16 protein-coding genes are annotated in these 17794 nt (G+C 63.2%); 6 read left to right on the top strand and 10 right to left on the bottom strand.

What is annotated here, in order from left to right:
- Positions 1 to 36: 36 nt before the first annotated feature.
- Positions 37 to 1296, top strand: coding sequence for an ATP-binding protein (locus CHB96_RS13380; protein ID WP_245865624.1), 1260 nt, complete (start codon positions 37 to 39; stop codon positions 1294 to 1296).
- A gap of 30 nt (positions 1297 to 1326) precedes the next feature.
- Here the strand turns inward: CHB96_RS13380 and CHB96_RS13375 are convergent, their stop codons facing one another.
- The 7 genes from CHB96_RS13375 to CHB96_RS13340 all read right to left on the bottom strand — a co-directional run bounded on the left by CHB96_RS13375 (position 1327) and on the right by CHB96_RS13340 (position 8818).
- Positions 1327 to 2133: an acyl-CoA thioesterase gene (locus CHB96_RS13375; RefSeq protein WP_089246933.1), complete on the bottom strand. Its 807-nt coding sequence runs from the start codon at positions 2131 to 2133 to the stop codon at positions 1327 to 1329.
- A 63-nt stretch (positions 2134 to 2196) separates the two neighbouring features.
- Entirely contained in the window at positions 2197 to 3576 is a 1380-nt protein-coding gene (locus CHB96_RS13370; RefSeq protein ID WP_176444285.1) for an outer membrane protein assembly factor BamB family protein, read from the bottom strand.
- Positions 3576 to 4745: a hypothetical protein gene (locus tag CHB96_RS29685; protein WP_176444284.1), complete on the bottom strand. Its 1170-nt coding sequence runs from the start codon at positions 4743 to 4745 to the stop codon at positions 3576 to 3578. The genes CHB96_RS13370 and CHB96_RS29685 overlap by 1 nt, the downstream gene beginning before the upstream one ends.
- Positions 4746 to 4897: 152 nt before the next feature.
- On the bottom strand, positions 4898 to 5707 hold the full coding sequence (locus CHB96_RS13355; protein WP_089247310.1) for an ABC transporter ATP-binding protein: 810 nt from the start codon (positions 5705 to 5707) through the stop codon (positions 4898 to 4900).
- 1 nt (position 5708) lies between these two features.
- Positions 5709 to 6734, bottom strand: coding sequence for an ABC transporter substrate-binding protein (locus tag CHB96_RS13350; RefSeq protein ID WP_089246925.1), 1026 nt, complete (start codon positions 6732 to 6734; stop codon positions 5709 to 5711).
- Between the two features lie 16 nt (positions 6735 to 6750).
- Positions 6751 to 7635 carry an ABC transporter permease gene (locus CHB96_RS13345; protein WP_089246923.1) on the bottom strand — a complete coding sequence of 295 codons (885 nt, stop codon included), beginning with the start codon at positions 7633 to 7635 and terminating at the stop codon, positions 6751 to 6753.
- A gap of 127 nt (positions 7636 to 7762) precedes the next feature.
- Positions 7763 to 8818 carry a LacI family DNA-binding transcriptional regulator gene (locus tag CHB96_RS13340; protein WP_089246921.1) on the bottom strand — a complete coding sequence of 352 codons (1056 nt, stop codon included), beginning with the start codon at positions 8816 to 8818 and terminating at the stop codon, positions 7763 to 7765.
- A gap of 131 nt (positions 8819 to 8949) precedes the next feature.
- Here CHB96_RS13340 and CHB96_RS13335 point away from each other — a divergent pair, with 131 nt between their 5' ends.
- Genes CHB96_RS13335 through CHB96_RS13325 form a run of 3 tightly spaced genes read left to right on the top strand, consistent with a single transcriptional unit; the run spans position 8950 to position 12106 of the window.
- Complete coding sequence (locus CHB96_RS13335) at positions 8950 to 10107, top strand: Gfo/Idh/MocA family protein (RefSeq protein WP_089246919.1); 1158 nt, start codon at positions 8950 to 8952, stop codon at positions 10105 to 10107.
- On the top strand, positions 10104 to 11273 hold the full coding sequence (locus CHB96_RS13330) for a dihydrodipicolinate synthase family protein (RefSeq protein ID WP_089246917.1): 1170 nt from the start codon (positions 10104 to 10106) through the stop codon (positions 11271 to 11273). Before CHB96_RS13335 ends, CHB96_RS13330 begins: the two co-directional genes overlap by 4 nt.
- Positions 11270 to 12106 carry a sugar phosphate isomerase/epimerase family protein gene (locus tag CHB96_RS13325; RefSeq protein ID WP_089246915.1) on the top strand — a complete coding sequence of 279 codons (837 nt, stop codon included), beginning with the start codon at positions 11270 to 11272 and terminating at the stop codon, positions 12104 to 12106. Before CHB96_RS13330 ends, CHB96_RS13325 begins: the two co-directional genes overlap by 4 nt.
- Positions 12107 to 12110: 4 nt before the next feature.
- Here CHB96_RS13325 and CHB96_RS13320 read toward each other — a convergent pair whose 3' ends face one another.
- Together CHB96_RS13320 and CHB96_RS13315 are read right to left on the bottom strand one after the other, a co-directional pair.
- Positions 12111 to 13382 carry an RNA polymerase sigma factor gene (locus CHB96_RS13320; protein ID WP_089246913.1) on the bottom strand — a complete coding sequence of 424 codons (1272 nt, stop codon included), beginning with the start codon at positions 13380 to 13382 and terminating at the stop codon, positions 12111 to 12113.
- A 3-nt stretch (positions 13383 to 13385) separates the two neighbouring features.
- On the bottom strand, positions 13386 to 13817 hold the full coding sequence (locus CHB96_RS13315) for a YciI family protein (RefSeq protein ID WP_089246911.1): 432 nt from the start codon (positions 13815 to 13817) through the stop codon (positions 13386 to 13388).
- 195 nt (positions 13818 to 14012) lie between these two features.
- Between CHB96_RS13315 and CHB96_RS13310 the strand changes: the two genes are divergently transcribed.
- Together CHB96_RS13310 and CHB96_RS13305 are read left to right on the top strand one after the other, a co-directional pair.
- A complete protein-coding gene (locus tag CHB96_RS13310; RefSeq protein ID WP_245865622.1) occupies positions 14013 to 15605 on the top strand; it encodes an ABC-F family ATP-binding cassette domain-containing protein in 1593 nt (530 codons plus the stop codon).
- Positions 15606 to 15640: 35 nt separating this feature from the next.
- The gene (locus CHB96_RS13305; RefSeq protein ID WP_245865619.1) at positions 15641 to 16402 is read left to right on the top strand and encodes an ankyrin repeat domain-containing protein; all 762 of its coding nucleotides are present in this window, start codon (positions 15641 to 15643) and stop codon (positions 16400 to 16402) included.
- A 1-nt stretch (position 16403) separates the two neighbouring features.
- Here the strand turns inward: CHB96_RS13305 and CHB96_RS13300 are convergent, their stop codons facing one another.
- Positions 16404 to 17783, bottom strand: a complete 1380-nt coding sequence (locus tag CHB96_RS13300) for an MFS transporter (protein ID WP_217899949.1) — start codon at positions 17781 to 17783, stop codon at positions 16404 to 16406.
- Between the last annotated feature and the right edge of the window lie 11 nt (positions 17784 to 17794).

Raw genomic sequence — 17794 nt, 5'->3', positions numbered from 1 at the left:
GTATGATTTGATGCGACTAATCTGTATGGTAGTGATGTGGAACAGTCACGCTATCTCGTCCGTATCGTGGACCGAGAACTCGACGACCTTATGCCCCATTTGGCCGCGATCAGCCTGGACGGCGCGAAGGGCGTCGGTAAAACGGCGACGGCGTTGCGACGAGCAGCGTCGTTCGTCGCCCTGGATCGAGGCACTGATAGAGAGCTGATCTCAGCGGATGCCGGACTTCTCCGACGCTCCGCCAAGCCGGTGTTGCTCGATGAGTGGCAGCGGTATCCGCCGTCGTGGGACCTCGTTCGGCGTGCCGTCGATGATGATGCAACTGGAGGTCAGTTCTTGCTGACTGGGAGCGCACCACCGTCCGATGCGGTGACGCATTCCGGTGCTGGGCGAATCGTGCGGGTGCGTATGTGGCCGTTGAGTATCGCGGAGCGCTGGCCGGATGCTGGTAGAGCAGTGTCGCTCAGGGGTCTGCTGACAGGTGAACGCGCTGATGTCACAGGTTCCGCCGGTGCCTCGTTGGCCGACTACGTGGACGAAATCGTGGGTTCGGGGTTCCCCGGAATGCGGAATCTCGAGGGACGAGCGCTACGCGCGGCGCTGGACGGCTATCTCGACAACATCGTCGAGCACGACTTCCCGGAGCAAGGACATGTCGTTCGCAGACCGGAATCGCTTCGTGCGTGGCTGTCCTCCTACGCTGCGGCCGTCTCTACATCGGCCTCGTGGGAGTCGGTACGTGATGCCGCCACGCCGGGCTCGGTCACCAAACCTACCCGCCAGACGTCCATCAATTATCGTGACGTCCTCAGCCGGCTTCGCATGCTGAATGATGTGGAAGCGTGGCTGCCTCAGGACAATTCGATGGGGCAACTGTCGAAAGCACCGAAACATCACCTGGTCGATCCGGCTCTGGCCTGTCGACTTCTCGGAGTGACCGCGGATACCTTGATGTCACCCGGCGGGGCGGCAGGTGTCCGCTTGGGTCACCTGTTCGAATCCTTGGTCACGCAGAGCCTGGAGGTATACGCGCAAGCGAACGAGGCGCGGGTGTACCACTTCCGAACCCGCGCTCACGAGGTAGACCTGATTGTCGAGCGGGGAGATGGAGCGTTCGTTGCGGTCGAGGTCAAGGTGTCACCTGACGTCGACGATCACGACGTACGCCACCTGAAATGGCTGCGCGACTCAGTCGGCGAACGCATGCTCGACGCTGTCGTAGTGACGACAGGCGAATACGCTTACCGACGAAGCGACGGAATCGCCGTTGTTCCCCTGGCACTGTTCGGTCCGTGAATATGGGTCGGATTGTGACGACCTGCCGGATCAGTCCTTGTAGTACACGACCTGGTGACTCGTGGCAATAAGTTTCTCGTCGCTGCTCCACAGTTCGGCCGACTGATCGAAGTAACCGCGGTGGAAGCGTCGGGCATGGGCGTGGGCGAGAACGTACGAATCATGCTGCGCTGCTATGTCTTCCGCAGTGGCGAAGTAGTGAATGGTCAATGAGATGGTGCCCGCGGGAACGTACGTCCCCCGACGCTGGAACACGCGAGGGTAGAAGATGTCGGCCATCGACGTCAGTGACGTGAAATCCAATGCGCGTGAGGGGGTGTCGCGGACCCACAGAGTGATCGTGGAGCTGTCGGATGCCTCTTCCGTCAAAGCTCCTGATGCGAAGCGCATCTCGTAATTACGGGCCCACGCGATGAAATCCGGGAAGCCGCTCTGCTCGAGTTCGGACGGGGCAGGCGCATCCGGGGGAGTGGCTTCGTCGTCGTCCCATGTTTCGCGTCGGGTGCCGAACACCGCGGTGGCAGTCGTCGCGATCTCGCCGTTCTGGCTGACCTCCAGATACCAGTGCTGGTTACTCCGATTGGTGCGCACCGCGCGGGTGGAGATCTGGAACTCGCCCTCCGTGATCGGGCCGGCGAAGTTGATGGTCAGCGATATCGGATCCCCGTGGCGGTCGGGGTGCAGTTCGATCGCGCGGATCAGCGTGGCTGCAGTCAGCCCGCCGAACGGGCCGACCATGTTGTTGTACGCAGGCGAAGTCTTGCCCAGGTAGGTGCCGGGCTCGAGGCTGGTCAGGGCCAGTGCGTCGTCGAAAGGATGGGTCGTGGCGTCGGTCATCTTCGGTCCCGTCTGCTAGGCATCTAGCCGGGATCCTAACGATCGGCGGTCGTCGCCACCCGGTCAGGGGAGCGGGATCAGTCGTGCAAGAGTCGATCCGGACATCAGGGTGTACGAACCGTCTGCTCCTTCGATGAGGGTGTCGGGGCTGGCACCGTCGGGGATCATCTTGGAGTATTCGGCCGACCAGAGCAGTTCGCCACTCAGCGAATCGAGGGCATTCAGATGTCCCGATTCGGATGCGAGAACGGTGTCTCCGTCACTGCCGATGATCGACCACCGCTCTGGTGCCCTCCAGAGTTCTTCGCCGGAATTCAGATCGATCCCGATCGTCGTGCCGTCCCGGCTGAGAAGCCCGACCTCGCCGATGACTGCCCCCAACGTGCCCCGAATACGAGGATCGTTCCACTCGTCGCCGGGATCGTCGAAGATCAGAAGGTCGCTGCGCCACAGCTCTTCGCCGCTCGTACGATCGAACGCGGCGTCGCCCAGCACTACCGGGACGGACGCATCAGTCGGATCGTCGATGGCCAGATAGTGCTCGACCGGGCCCGGGTGAGACACGAGTACATCTCCGTCGGAGGTGTAGGCCCGGGTTGCGGTGACGTCGGACGAGTCACCGGCGCAATCGAATTCGGTGGCCACCGCCAGGTCGCCCGCTGAGCGGTACTTGGCGATGACACAGTCGTCGAGGATGTCCGTCGACCAGACTTCTTTGCCTGTAGCCGCATCGAAGGATGCGAACTGGCCACCGATATCGAACTGCCCGATCTCCGTGTCGACTTTCAGGCGATCTGCGTACTGGTCCTCCCAGCCGCCCGATGCTGTGACCGGTGCACTCCAGTCGGCATCGGGGCGCTCCAGCGTTCCGCGATGAAGACGCACATCGGCATCCTCGAGGTTGCCCTCGGCGGTATACAGGCGATCCTCTGCGACGGTGATCGCGAAGGCGTCGGGCGACGACGGTACCGTGCGAGACTCACCGGACGCGATGTCGTACGTGATCAGTCCGGGGTGCGGCAAGTATGGAACTCGTTGGCACACAAGGGCTCCGTCGAGCGGTTCGTCGGCGCACGTAGCCAACTCCTGTGCGGGCGCGGTCCACCGCACCGTGCCGGAATCGACGTCGACCGCCACCATGACAGCATCCGTGTTGGGGCCGTCGCCACCGCCGACGACGGCGAGCGTGAACAACGTGTCGTCGATCCGAATCGCCCCTACGCCCCAGGGATATTCGGACCCGCTCCGTGGGTCGGAGAAAGTCGCGCCGTTCAGTCCGCTTGCGGACGCGTCCAAGGCCCAGGCCAATCCAGGGGCCCCCGGCGTCGCGTCGGTGATCCGCTTGATCGTGGCTGTTCTGTCCTGCGCCAGGAACACTGTGGCGGCCGAGACGGATACGACGGTGACGAGGCCTGCAATTGCCAGTTGCGTGCGGGGCTTCACTACTGGTCCAATCCGGGTGTGACGGCAATGCGCTCCAATTCTGCGCGTTCCCAAGGGAGTTCGGTCTGCACGGTGACACTGAGACCCGACGGCGTCTCCACCGACGCCATTGTGCCGCTCGCGTACAGTCCGGGGTCGGGTGCAGGCGCATCCCCGACCGAGATCGTCAGCGTTCCCGCGGCACTGTTCACTATTTGGCAGAGCCCATCGCCCCATGCGCTCGGACGCAACGCGCCCAGCGCCGGAGAGGGAGCCAGCGTACCGACGGCGGCATTCGTCAACGCCGAGTTGAGTGCCGCGATATCGGTTCCGGTGAACTTTCTGGTCGACTCGTTCCGTCCGAACGGGCTGCATTCGGAGATGTTTCCCGGCGTTCCTGGAGGTGCACTGCTCGACGTCCTCAACCCCGACGCGGTGACGACGGAGACGAGTTCGTCGACCGACAGTGGTAGTGCGTTTTCGCTGTCCGGGGCTGCCGAGTAGGCCGAGATCTGCGACCCATCGAGGTGGTAGGCCGTCACGCTTCGCGCGTACGTACGGTCGCCGTTGACTTCGCGCCAGGTGGTCAAGGCGTCGACGACGGTTCCGTCGGGCATCGTCGATCGTTCGTCGAGATCACCCGCGACGCACGGTTCGACGCCTCGAGTGCTTTGGGAAACAGCGACGCTGAGGGACCCGGTTCCCGTATCGGTGATGACAGACCCGTATGCGTTGGTCGAGTCGACGGTCACCTCCTCGGGTGCACCGTTGTAGACAGGGATCGGATCGAAGTAGGGAACGCCGTCTTCGAACGAAATGTGGGTCGGTAGTGCCGAAAGCAGTGCTTCGGACATGAGTTGTGCCTTCGGGCCACTGAACCACGGCGCGATCGGGTTGTCGTAGCTCTGGTCACCCATCGTGATGAAGGAGGAATAGCTGTCCTCCACAGGGGGATCGACGTCGTCGCATCCAGGAATCGATGTCGGATACTCCACTTCTGGCGTGACCACCACGTACTCCTCAGGAGGAGGAGTCGGGGCTTCCTGCGTCGGAGTGACGGGTTGGACCGTCAGCGCGGGTTCTTCCGGCGCCGCGGTCAGGCCGGCGACGACGATGCCTGCCGAAACGATCGATGTGATGACCAACGCGGTCATCACCTTGTCGTGCAGGCGCGACGCCTTGTCGTCCATGACCCTCGTTCGTGTCCACGTCGTCGGCGGCCGTCGCCGAGATGTGTAATTTGTACCATTCGTTTGGTTAACGAGAGAGTGTGGCTGCGCCACACGTGCACGAAAATACATAGCCCGCTATGTATTTTCGTGCACGTGGCGGCGAAGCCGCCCTAATCGGCGCTGGTGGTCGCCCCCAGCAGATCACGGACCCTATTGGCGACGGACGTGAACTCCGGCTGCTCCATCGTCGGGCTGTAGTCGCGTTTGGCGGGCAGGTCGACGTCGAGGATCTCGACGATGCGGCCCGGCCGTGGGCTCATGACGACGACGCGGTTGGCGAGGTACACGGCCTCGGCAACCGAGTGTGTCACCAACATGACCGTCGTACCGGTTTCGCGCCAGATACGGTGGAGCTCGACGTTCATCTTCTCGCGGGTGAGTGCGTCGAGCGCACCGAACGGCTCGTCCATGAGCAGCACCTCCGGTTCGTGCAGCAGCGCCCGGCACAGCGAAACACGTTGCTGCATACCGCCGGACAGCTCGTGCGGCAAGGCGTTCTCGAAGCCGGACAGGCCGGTCATCTCGATGAGCTGGTCGGCCTTGGCTGCGGTCGTCTTCTTGCTCATGCCGCGCATCTCGCCCTGCAGCAGGATGTTCTTGCGCACAGTACGCCATTCGAGCAGCGCTGCCCGCTGGAACACGTAGCCGATGCCTCGCTGTGGGCCCTTCACTTCACGTCCGCGAAGGCTGACGCTTCCGGAGCTGGCATTGGTCAGTCCGGCAACGACTTTCAGCAGCGTCGACTTACCGCATCCCGACGGTCCGGCGATGGAGACGAATTCGCCTTCACGAACCGTCAAGTCGACGTCGCTGAGGGCGGTCACCTCACCGCGCTTGGACGAGAACCGAACGCTGAGGTTGTCCACGGCGACGGCGGTGTCGGTTGTCACGGTCTTGGGGCGATCGAATGTGGCAGTCATGTCAGGCCTCACTGCTGGTGAAGGACGAGTCCCAGTACTTCGACGGATCTTCGGCGCTCTCGAGCAATCCTGCGTCCGACAGCACGGCGATCGTGGACACCCAATCCTCCTCGGAGTTGACGCCGGGGGCATTGCCCTCGGTGTTGGGCGTCGTCAGGAGCGGGATGGTTTCCTGCCACTGCTGCAGCAGGACGGACTCGGGTGGAGTCTGCGGGTCCTTGCCGACCATCGAGGCCACAGCCGCCTCGGGATTGGCGATGGCCGCCTCGAACGACTCGGTGGTGGCGTCGACCATGGCTTGGACGAGTTCGGGGGACCGTTCGATCGTGGACGTGTTGGCGATCAGTCCGTTGCTGAAGAAATTCAGGCCCGCGTCCGAGTACTTCAGGTACCGCATCTCGCGACCGCTCTTGTTCGCGATGTTGGGGCCCTGATCGTGTGCGAAGCCGATCAAGCCGTCGACCTGGCCGGACAGCATCGCGGCGACCTTGCCCGCAGAGTCGAGGCTCTGCTGTGACACCGAGTCCTCGGCGACGCCGACTGCATCGAGGTACGCCGGGAAGGTCGTCGTCGGCGCATCGCCTGCGGAGACGGCGATCGTCTTTCCTGCGAGGTCTGCTGTCGACTGGATCGGTCCGTCGGCGTAGACCTGCACCGCGGACGGCGTGGTCTGCAGGAACACGCCGACGCTCTTGATGCGCACGCCCTTGTCGATGTTGCTGAGTACCGCGGCGGAGTCGGCCCAGCCGAAGTCGGTCTGATTGGACCCGGCGGCCTGCGCGGTCTTGGTCGAGCCCTGGCCTGCGGTGATGGTGAGGTCGATGCCGTGTTTGGCGAAAATACCTTCTTGCACGCCGTAATAGAACGGTGCGTGCTCGCCGTAGGGATACCAGTTGAGCATGAGGGAGGTCGCGGTGGTTTCGCCGTCCTCGCCGGGAGCCTTTTCCGATGCGCCCGCGCCGCTACAACCGGCGAGCACGAGTGACGATGCAGCGGCAGCCGCGACTACGAGAGTTCTGAAATTCATTGGTGTCTCCGTTGTTTCAGACTGCGGACGCGGATGCAGTGGATCGACGCGACGCATGCCAGGGGATGAGGAACTTCTCTGCGATCTCGATGATCATGAAGAGGATGATGCCGAGCGCCGACATGATGATCAGAGCAGCGAACAGCATTGCGGTGTCGATGTTTCCGTTGGCCTGGAGGATGACGTAGCCGAGTCCTTCGTTGGCTCCGACGAATTCGCCGACGACCGCACCGGTGACAGCGAGTGTGGCTGCGATCTTCAGCCCGGACATGAGCTGGGGCAGGGATGCGGGAAAACGGACCTTGGCGAACGTCTTCCACTTACTGGCGCCCATGGTGGAGGTGAGCTCCAGAATCTCCGGGTCGACCGACCGCAGACCTGCCATGCCTGCGATCACGATGGGGAAGAACGCCATCAACACGGCGACGAGGATCTTGGGGCTTGCACCGAATCCGAGCCAGACGACGAACAGCGGCGCAATGGCGATCTTCGGGATGACCTGCGCGAACAGGATCAGTGGATACATCGTCTTCTCGATGGACGACGAGTAGATCATCAGAACCGCTACCGCCTCGCCCACGATCGCGGCAATGACGAAGCCTGCAATGGTCTCGTACGTCGTGACCCAGGTGTGGCCGGCGAGGTAGGACGCGTTCTCCGTCATCGTGGACCAGGTGTCACCGGGAGACGGAAGGATATAGGGCGCAACCAGTTCGGATTCGGTGACGGCCCACCATGCTGCGATCAGCACGGCCACGAGGGCCAGGGGCCGCCAGAGGCCGGACCATGTGTTTCGGAACGAGGGCAAGGTGGCCTTCGAGCTCCGTCGTCGATTCGTCGGCGCGGGAGTGGACGCCGCCGGGTCAGCGGAACGGGTCTCGACCGACGTTGTTACCGCCATGTGGAGTCCTCAAGCTAGTAGTGGTGCGGGCCAACTGCATTTCCTGGCGCCGCCATTGGAATGCGCTTTCCGAAGCTGGTGCCGAATGTAGTGTGACCGCGCCCACACTGTCAAGGGTGGGTAAAAACTACCTGTTCAGAGCGCTGCTGGCGCGCAGAACTACTGTCCCGGGCGCGTACTCGTGCACGTCGGCCGGTGTGTCCAGTGCGAGCCGAACTGCCCGTTCGCCGATCTCGACGAGTGACAGTGCGACCGTCGTGAGGCTGGGGAAGTGGTCGCGCAGGGTCGGGATGTCGTCGAACCCCGCGACGCAGACATCCTCGGGAACCCGCAGGTCGAGGCCGCGCCACGCGGCGATGGCACCGATCGCCATGACGTCCGTGACCGCGAAGACGCAGGGGGGCATGTCACTTGGGTCGCTCCGCAGGCTCCGCTCCTGTCCGTGGTCGGGATGCAATTCCAGCGCCGCGGCGAGGCGTCGGGCAGCGCTGTATCCGCCGTCGCGCGAGAAGTCGCCTGCCACTTCGATTTCCGGGGCAAGCCCGTGCCGGCTCAGGGCGTCGACGAATCCGTTCCGGCGATCGACGGACGTACGGATGTTGCCTGGCCCGCCGATGACGGCGAAACGTCGATGGCCCTCGCCGATCAACGCCTCCGCAAGCTGCGCCGATGCCGTGAAATTCTCCGGTTCGACGGCGGAACCGAACGGCAGCGGTTGCCCGATGACCACGACTTTTCCGTCGTTCTTGCGATACGCGGCGAATTCTTGTTCGAGATCCCGATCGAGATCACCACTTTGTCGCGAGCCGGCCAGAATGATCGCGTCGGCGCGGTGCGAGATGAACGTGCTGACCGACTGACGTTCGATGTCGAAGTCACGCTCGGTGCTGGCCAGGAGCACCAATTTTCCGGCTGTGCGGGCTTCGTTCTGCACGCCGCGGACGATCGAGGAGAAATACGGGTCGGCGACGTCGTGCACCACGAGTCCGATCAAGCCCGTCGACGACCTCGCCAGCGCCTGGGCCTGGGCGTTCGCGACATATCCGAGGTCGGCGGCAGCGGCACGAACGCGGTCGGCGACGCCCTCGCCCGGGATGCGGGAGGAGCCGTTGAGCACGCGCGACGCGGTGGCCTGCGAGACTCCCGCGGCTGCCGCGACGTCGCTCAATCGCACTGCTGCCATAACTGCTCCTTCTCGATATCGCTTGACCAACCGCTTCCGACAGCATAGCTTGGAAAGCGCATTCCGAAGCTGAGTTCATTCGCTCGACGCGTGCCGATCTTTCCGATCCATTCCCCAGAAAAGGCAACCTTATGCCCAACTCCACTCGCACCCTGCGCATCGCCATGAACGGCGTCACCGGCCGCATGGGCTTCCGGCAGCACTTCCTGCGTTCCATCCTTCCGATCCGCGAGCAGGGCGGCGTTCTGCTCGACGACGGAACACGCGTTCAGGTCGAGCCGATCCTCGTCGGCCGCAACGAGGCCAAGCTTCAGGAACTCTGCGCGCAGTACGGGATCGCCGAGTACAGCACCGACGCCACCTCGATCATCGACGACGCCAGCATCGACATCTATTTCGACGCCCAGGTCACGTCCCGACGCGCGGAAGCACTCGCGTCGGCGATGAAAGCGGGCAAACACATCTTCACCGAGAAGCCGACGGCGGAGACGCTCACCGAAGCCATCGAACTCGCACGCATCGCCGAGAACGCAGGCATCACTGCGGGCGTCGTGCACGACAAGCTGTACCTGCCCGGGTTGGTGAAGCTCAAGCGACTCGTCGACGAAGGCTTCTTCGGCCGTATCCTCTCGCTGCGTGGTGAATTCGGCTACTGGGTGTTCGAAGGTGACGGCCAGCCCGCGCAGCGGCCGAGTTGGAACTACCGCTCCGAGGACGGTGGCGGAATCATCATCGACATGTTCTGCCACTGGAACTACGTGCTGGAAGGCATTCTCGGCAAGGTCGAGACCGTTACGGCGAAAGCCGCGACCCATATTCCGACACGCTGGGACGAGGAGGGCCGTGAATACGCGGCTACTGCCGACGATTCCGCGTACGGCATCTTCGAGCTCGAGAACGGCGTTGTCGCGCAGATCAACTCGTCGTGGGCAGTCCGGGTGTTCCGAGACGAGCTCGTCGAATTCCAGGTCGACGGAACGCACGGGTCCGCTGTCGCAGGCCTGCGCAAGTGCGTCGCACAGCATCGCTCGCACACGCCGAAACCGGTGTGGAACCCGGATCTTCCTGTGACGGAACCGTTCCGGGATCAGTGGCTCGAGGTGCCCGCGAACGCCGACCTCGACAACGGCTTCAAGTTGCAGTGGGAGGAATTCCTGCGCGACGTCGTTGCCGAGCGCCCGCATCGATACGGACTGCTGTCCGCCGCGCGCGGCGTGCAGTTGGCCGAACTCGGTCTGAAGAGCTCTGCCGAGGGCCGTCGTCTCGATGTTCCGGAGATCACGCTGTGACGACTACAGTGTCAGACCCGTCGATTGCGCTGCCCGGCAAAGGTGTTCATGTTCTGGGCGAGCCGGGGGAGTGGACCAAGCCTTCGGTGCCATTCACCTCACGCATCGTCTACGCGGCCGCGCACGTCGTTCCGCGGGTGACGGCGGACAACACACCTGGTGCCCTCGCCGACATCGACTGGGATGCCACGCTGGCCTATCGGCGTGAATTGTGGTCGTACGGGCTCGGAGTCGCCGACGCGATGGACACCGCCCAGCGCGGCATGGGCCTGGACTGGGCGGCGACTGCGGAACTGATCCGTCGTTCCGGTGCCGAAGCGAAGCGAGTCGGCGGATTGTTGGCCTGTGGCGCTGGAACGGACCAGCTGGACCTGGGTGCGTCGCCCAGTCTTTCCGAGGTGCTCGACGCCTATCGCGAACAGGTCTCGGTGGTCACCGATGCCGGTGCCAACGTGATCATCATGGCGTCACGCGCCCTGGCGCAGGTCGCGTCGTCGCCCGAGGACTATCTGTCCGTCTACTCGACCTTGTTGAACGAGGTCGACAGTCCCGTCATCCTGCATTGGCTCGGAACCATGTTCGATCCGGCGCTGGAAGGGTATTGGGGCAGTGTCGATATAGACGCAGCCACGGCAACGTTCCTTCAGCTGATCACCGAGCATGCGGACAAGGTCGACGGCGTCAAGGTGTCGCTGCTCGACGCGAATCATGAAATCGCCTTGCGCAGAGCGCTTCCGGACGGTGTGCGGCTCTACACGGGAGACGATTTCAATTATCCCGAGCTGATCATCGGTGACGAGCAGGGCCACTCGGATGCACTGCTGGGCATCTTCGCCGGGATCTATCCGGCTGCGTCCACGGCGTTGCAGGAGCTCGATCGTGGGAATTCCGAACGTGCAGAAGAGATCCTGCGATCCACGCAGGAACTCGGACGCCACATCTTCGCGGCACCGACGTACTACTACAAGACCGGAATCGCGTTCCTGTCCTGGCTGAACGGGAAGCAATCCGGATTCTCGATGGTGGGCGGGCTGGCGTCCGGCCGAAGCGTCGAACATCTGACGGAACTGTTCGTGCTCGCCGATCGCGCTGGGCTGCTGCTGGATCCGGCACTGGCCGTCCATCGTATGGGGCTGTTCCTGGAGTTGAACGGGGTGACGTCATGAACCCCTACGCCGCTTTGTCTTTGAACACCAAGACAGTGAACTCGTGGACGCTGAAACAAGCCGTCGACGGAGCGGCACGGGCGGGTCTCGGAGCAATCGGCCCGTGGCGAGATCGAGTACAGGAAGTCGGCGTCGCGCAGGCGGCGAAGATGGTGTCCGACGCAGGACTTCGCGTGTCCAGTCTCTGCCGCGGCGGATTCCTGACGGCCATCGACGACGACGGCTTGGACGACAATCGTCGCGCGCTCGATGAAGCGGCTGAACTGGGTGCACCGGAACTCGTGATGGTGATGGGTGGAATTCCCGACCGCGACCTGATCGGCGCCCGCGCTCGTGTCGAGGAGCGGTTGGCTTCACTGGTGCCGTACGCGCTCGACCGCGGAGTGCGCATCGCGTTGGAACCGTTGCATCCGATGTACGTCGCAGATCGCGCCGTGATTTCGACACTGGGACAAGCGCTCTCGATGGCCGAGCCGCATCCCGCGGAGGCCGTCGGAGTCGTCGTCGACACGTTCCACGTCTGGTGGGATCCGGACCTCGAGAGCCTGATCGCGACGGCGGGTGAGCGCGGTCGGATCAGCTCGTACCAGGTGTGCGACTGGTTGGTGCCGATGGAAGCCGACCCATTGCTCTCGCGCGGAATGATGGGGGATGGCGTCATCGATTTCGGCTCGATCGGTAGCTGGGTCCGCGACGCGGGGTACCGCGGCGACATCGAAGTCGAGATCTTCAACGAAAAGGTCTGGGCGACCGACGGAGATCAGGTCATCGAGACGATGAAGCAGCGGTATCTGGATCTGGTGGCTGCGCCACATGTGCACGAAAATACATAGCCCGCTACGTATTTTCGTGCACATGGCGACGAAGTCGCCCTGCCTTGGCCACCAGAAACTCCCGCTCGCGCTCATTACCCGCCAGCCTGGCCGCGTCGAGAAGCTCCGCACGAGCCTCCTCGACGCGGCCGAGTTGGGCGAGAAGGTCACCGCGGACACTGGGGAGCAGATGGTAGTTCGCGAGCCCGCCTGCGGCGACGAGTCGGTCGACGTACTCGAGACCTTTGGCGGGACCGTAGGCCATCGATACCGCCGCCGCGTGGTTCAACGCCACCACGTAGGAGGGCGCCAACTGTTGTAAAGCCTCGTACAGCAGCACTATTCGCTTCCAGTCCGTGTCGGCGAACACCGCTGCACTCGCGTGGCATTCGGCGATCGCTGCCTGCAGGCTGTACGGCCCGCGACCGCGGCCCAGTGCGTCGGCGCGTGCGAGAGCGGCGATGCCGCGTGTGATCTGCCCGCGATCCCAGCGGGTTCGGTCCTGGTCCGACAACAGAATCGGCGTTCCTGCTGTGTCGGTTCGCGCTCCGAACCTGGATGCGTTGAGCTCCATCAACGCGACCAATCCGTGCACCTCGGGCTCCTGGGGAATCAGTTCGGCAAGGATGCGGCCCAGCCGCAACGCCTCGGCAGTGAGATCGGCACGTATCCACTGAGTACCCGAGCTTGCCGAATACCCCTCGTTGAAGATCAGGTACAGCACGCTCAGAACGCCGCCGAGCCGGGTCGCGAACTCGTCGCGACCCGGAACCTCGAACGGCACCTTCGCAGCGGTGAGCGACTTCTTCGCGCGCACCACGCGCTGCTGGACCGTCGCAACCGGCGTCAGGAACGCCGCTGCGATTTCCTCGGTCGTGAGACCGCCGACCACACGAAGTGTCAACGCCACCTGACTCTTTCGGTTCAACACCGGATGGCACGAAACGAAGATGAGCCGCAGGATGTCGTCGTCGATATGGTCTGGATCCCAGCTGACGTCCTCGAACCGGGACGCGTCGGTGGCCAACTCGCGAGCGATATGGGCATACCGCTCGTCGAGCTTCTCGCTCCGTCGCCAACCGTCGATCGCGCGCTTGCGTGCCACCGTCGTCAACCACGCCGCAGGATTGCGGGGTATTCCCGAATCGGGCCACTGTTGAACTGCTTCGACCAGCGCCTGGCTCGCGAGATCCTCGGCCAGATCGAGATCGCCGACGGTACGGGCGAGCGTCGCGATGATCTTGGCGGACTCCACGCGCCAGACCGCGTCGACCGCCCGTCGAACGTCCTCGGACATGGCCTACGAGCTGACCGGGCGGTCGTGGCCGAGCTCGTCGCGCCAGCCTGCTTCCTTTTGCACCCACTCGTTGGTCTGGTCGAAGTCTTCCAATTCGGTGACGCGTCGGACTTCGAGCTTGTTGCCCGGGCCGAGAGGGCAGCGCTTCGCCCATTCGGCGGCTTCGTCCTTCGTCTTCGTCTGGATGATCCAGAAACCGGAGAACAGTTCCTTCGTCTCGCCGTAGGGGCCGTCGGACACGATGGGTGTCTCCGCATCGAAGTCGACGATGAAGCCTTCCTCCGGGCCGGCGAGGCCGTCGCCACCGAGCAGGACCCCTGCCTTGATCAGACTCTCGTTGTACTGGCCCATCGCGGCGATGATCTCGTCGAAGTTCATGTCCTTCGATGCTTCGATGGCCTCGTCGGTGGTGCGCATGATCAGCATGTACTTCATGGGGTTTCCCTCCGTCCGGGGACCTCCTTTTCGGTCCCTCTGCCTACTCGTCGAACGAGCCGCGCGTGGATCGACACTCGGCGAAAAGAAATTTACAGAGGTTTTCGCCTCGTGCGCGTTTATGTGTAGCCCGCTATACATTTTCGCTCACGTAGAGTTGGCCCTCCCGCCTATCACGTCCCAGGAGCGCCGAAGTTGAGCTGGATCCGCATGAACGATGTCGCCAAGGGATACGACGGGAGGGTGATTCTCCGTGAGGTGTTCTTCCGCCTGGCAGACGGTGATCGCGTCGGGCTCATCGGCCGCAACGGAACCGGCAAGACGACGCTGCTGAACCTGCTGCTCGGTCGCGAGGCACCGGACACCGGAACCGTCGATACCACCGAGGGCGCCCGGATCGGTTACTTCTCGCAGTTCTCCGAACTCGACGGCGAACGCAGTATCCAGAACGAACTCGAATCGCTGTTCAGCGCGGTGCACGCACTCGAGACCGAACTGGCCGAGGTCGAAGCAGCGCTCGGCGGCGACCTCGACGAGAAGCAGATGTACAAGCTCGTCGATCGCCAGGCCGAACTTCTCGACGCGATGGAGAACAGCGGCGGCTGGACGTATCACCAGCAGATCGACACCGTGCTGTCGATGCTGGGTTTCAACGCCGAACGACGCGATCTTCCGGTGGGCAGATTGTCCGGCGGCTGGCGAAACCGCGCGGCGCTGGCCAAGATTCTCCTCGAGGCGCCCGACGTCCTACTGCTCGACGAGCCGACCAACTTCCTCGACGTCGCCGGCATCGCCTGGCTCGAACGGTGGTTGCGAGACTTCCGCGGCGCGCTGCTCGTCGTCTCGCACGACCGGCATTTTCTCGAGCAGGTCGTCACGAACATCGTCGAGATCGAGAACCACCACCTACAGATGTACGACGGCTCCTACTCGGAATACGTTGTGCAGAAACAGTTCCGACTCAAGAACCTCGAACGCGAGTTCAGCAGCGAGCAGCAACTGCTCGCCTACGAGCAGGAGGCGATCAACGATCGCAAGGAGGCGGTCAAGAACCCGAGTGGGGTCCTGAAACGTCGCCTCGCGAACATCAAGAAGGCCAAGAACCCTCGCCCTGTCGATACCGTCGTCACCGCGATCTACGGCGGCTTACACGTGCACGACAACCTCGCCGAGATCCACGAGATCTCGAAAAGTTATGGCGAACAACCGCTGTTCGACGGCGTATCGTTCGAAATTCATCGGGGCGACCGGATCGCGATCACCGGGCCGAACGGCTGCGGCAAGACCACGCTCGTCGACATCCTCACCGAGTCCGAGCAGCCGGACAGCGGCAAGGTGAAGTGGAAGACCAAGGCGCCGTCGTTCATCTACTACAACAAGGTGCTCGCGGATCTCGATCTCGACGACACCGTCACGCACGCCGTCAATGCCATGCCCGGCAGCCTCGCCTTCAGTGCGACGAAGAAGGAAGTCAACCGCTTCCTGACGTTGCTGCAGTTCTCCGAGCTGGACCTGAAGTCGAAGATCGGCACGTTGTCGGGTGGTCAGAAAGCGCGCGTCGCGTTGGCACAGTGCCTGCTCTTCGGGGCCGGAGTCATCGTGCTCGACGAGCCGACCAACCACCTCGACCTCGGCAGCACCCAGGTCCTCGAACGCGCGTTGGCGGCATTCCCCGGTGCCGTGATCCTCGTCAGCCACGACAGGTTCTTCGTCGAGAAGGTCGCGTTCCGTCAGCTGGCGTTCGACGGGAAGGGCGGCGTCGACGAGATCGCTGGAGTACAGATGTAGCTCTAACGTGGTGACGAACTGCGAAAGGAATGCACATGCGACGGTGGACATTGCTACTGCTCGTGGCGCTCTTCTGTACCAGCTGCGCCCAGTTGGACCGATTCCTGAGCGGGTTTCGAGCTGATGCCGATCGGTACTTCGACGACAGTCGTGTCGTGGAACTCATCCACGCCGCAGCCGACGGTGACGCGGACGAACTGCGTCGAATGATCGCCGACGGCGCCGACATCGAGTCGCTCAGCAACGATCACGACTCGAAGCGCGCGGCGATCACACCGCTGATGTGGGCCGTCGAATTCGCGTCACCCCGGGCGGTGACGACGTTGCTGGAAGCCGGCGCGGATCCGCTGGCTGAAACGAGCGGCAAGTACAACGCCGTCAACTACGCAGTTCTGAGGGACAATGTCGGCTCGATCGAGGCCCTGCTCGATTTCGATCCGGAACTCGCGAACGCACCCGACAGGTTCGGGGGCAACTCGCTGCACAGCATCGCCCTCTACGGCCGCGACGACATGCTCGAACTCTTCGTCGACCGCGGTGCAGATCTGAACACCACTCAGACGGTCAGCGGGCAGACACCGCTCTTCTCGGCCGCCAACGTCAACAATGTCGCGATGTGCTTGAAACTCGTCCGAGCCGGTGCCGACGCGGGCATACGCAACGACCAGGGCCGGACGTTTCTCACGACATTGTTCGACACCAACGACAAGGTCATGAATCGCGAATTCCTCTCGGGGCGAGATGATCTCGTCGACGAGCTCCGAAAGCGCGGATTCCCCGTCGAAACCGGCCGCTGAACTACCGTCGAGGGAGGAACAACGCGGCGACGAACCCCACCAGCCCGATCACCGCGAGCACGATCATCGCCAGCGCGTAGGACCTCTCCGGAGTCGCGAGCCCGGCCACCAGAATTGTTCCTGCGACGGCCGTCCCCAACGACGAACCCAAGTTGGAGATGCACCGCGACAGGCCCGAAATCTCACCCTGTCGATCATCGGGAAAAGCAGATTGCACGACGTTCACCGACGGGGTCAGCATGGCTCCCAAGCCCACGCCGATCAGCAGCAATCCTGGCGTGAACGCCCACGCGCTCGGCCACTCGCGCACGAGAAACAACAACACGAGGACGCCGGCAAAAGTGGTGACGAATCCGGTGAGGATCAACGTGCGCTGCGGATAACGCGCCGCCAATCGCTCCGCGAACAACGATGCGCCCAGGATTCCGGCCGTCGACGCAGTGAAGACGACACCCGTCTGGATCGCGTTGTACCCCCGAACCACCTGCAGGAAAGCCGACACCACGAACGCGATGCCCATCAGGAGAAGCCACTGAATGTTCTGAGTGACCAACGCGAGATTCGACGTTCGATTCCGGAACAACGCGATCGACAGCAGCGGTACTTTGCCGTCGCGCTCCCGGGTTCGGACGTGGACGAAGAATCCGATCAGCAATACCGCCCCGGCTGCGACGAGAATCGCCGACGCCGTGACATCGTTGTCCACCTGCAAAATCCCCATCACCAACGAGACCAGGCCGGCCGCGGACAGCAGCGCGCCGACGCCGTCGAACGGTTTGGTCGGATCCGCAGGCAAAGGGTCCTCGATCCGCCGACTCATGAGCACGACGGCTCCGACGATCAACGCTTGGAACACGAACGCGGCCCGCCAGTCGATCGCCGTCGTGATCAACCCGCCGATCAACGGGCCTGCCGCCGCACCGATGCCGCCCATCCCGGTGATCACGCCGAATGCTCGCGCACGAGACTTCATGTCGGTGAACAGAACCGTCGCGAGAATGTAGACCGGCGGAATCAGCAACGCGGTCCCGACGCCTTCCAGAATCGAATTGCCGAGAAACAGAAGCCACAGACCGGGAGAGAACGCGCTGAGAAGGGCGCCGACGCCGAAGAGCGACAGACCGAGAACGAAACATCGCTTGCGTCCCCACAGATCGGTCACCGTCCCACCCGGAATCATCAGTGCAGCCATGACCAGCAGAAACGCAGTGATCGTGGTCTGGACGCCTTGAACCGTGGTGTCGAGATCGACGCTGATGTCGTTGATCATCACGTTCATGTTGGACCCGGCGAAGCTGCAGACGAACTGTGCGAGCGCAAGCGGAATCAACATCCGTCGCAGCGATGCAGGCGGCCGTGAGACGTCGGGTTCGTCGGTCATCTCGCCCCCAC

The organism is Rhodococcoides kyotonense (assembly GCF_900188125.1).
Lineage (GTDB): Bacteria > Actinomycetota > Actinomycetes > Mycobacteriales > Mycobacteriaceae > Rhodococcoides > Rhodococcoides kyotonense.
This window is presented reverse-complemented; position numbering and strand designations above follow the sequence as displayed.

Coding starts and splice junctions, on each gene's coding strand:
- CHB96_RS13315 (WP_089246911.1), bottom strand. CDS start 13,817: ATGAAGTACATGCTGATCATGCGCACCACCGACGAGGCCATCGAAGCA.
- CHB96_RS13350 (WP_089246925.1), bottom strand. CDS start 6,734: ATGAATTTCAGAACTCTCGTAGTCGCGGCTGCCGCTGCATCGTCACTC.
- CHB96_RS13305 (WP_245865619.1), top strand. CDS start 15,641: ATGCGACGGTGGACATTGCTACTGCTCGTGGCGCTCTTCTGTACCAGC.
- CHB96_RS13320 (WP_089246913.1), bottom strand. CDS start 13,382: ATGTCCGAGGACGTTCGACGGGCGGTCGACGCGGTCTGGCGCGTGGAG.
- CHB96_RS13325 (WP_089246915.1), top strand. CDS start 11,270: ATGAACCCCTACGCCGCTTTGTCTTTGAACACCAAGACAGTGAACTCG.
- CHB96_RS13355 (WP_089247310.1), bottom strand. CDS start 5,707: ATGACTGCCACATTCGATCGCCCCAAGACCGTGACAACCGACACCGCC.
- CHB96_RS13300 (WP_217899949.1), bottom strand. CDS start 17,783: ATGACCGACGAACCCGACGTCTCACGGCCGCCTGCATCGCTGCGACGG.
- CHB96_RS13340 (WP_089246921.1), bottom strand. CDS start 8,818: ATGGCAGCAGTGCGATTGAGCGACGTCGCGGCAGCCGCGGGAGTCTCG.
- CHB96_RS13345 (WP_089246923.1), bottom strand. CDS start 7,635: ATGGCGGTAACAACGTCGGTCGAGACCCGTTCCGCTGACCCGGCGGCG.
- CHB96_RS13375 (WP_089246933.1), bottom strand. CDS start 2,133: ATGACCGACGCCACGACCCATCCTTTCGACGACGCACTGGCCCTGACC.
- CHB96_RS29685 (WP_176444284.1), bottom strand. CDS start 4,745: ATGGACGACAAGGCGTCGCGCCTGCACGACAAGGTGATGACCGCGTTG.
- CHB96_RS13335 (WP_089246919.1), top strand. CDS start 8,950: ATGCCCAACTCCACTCGCACCCTGCGCATCGCCATGAACGGCGTCACC.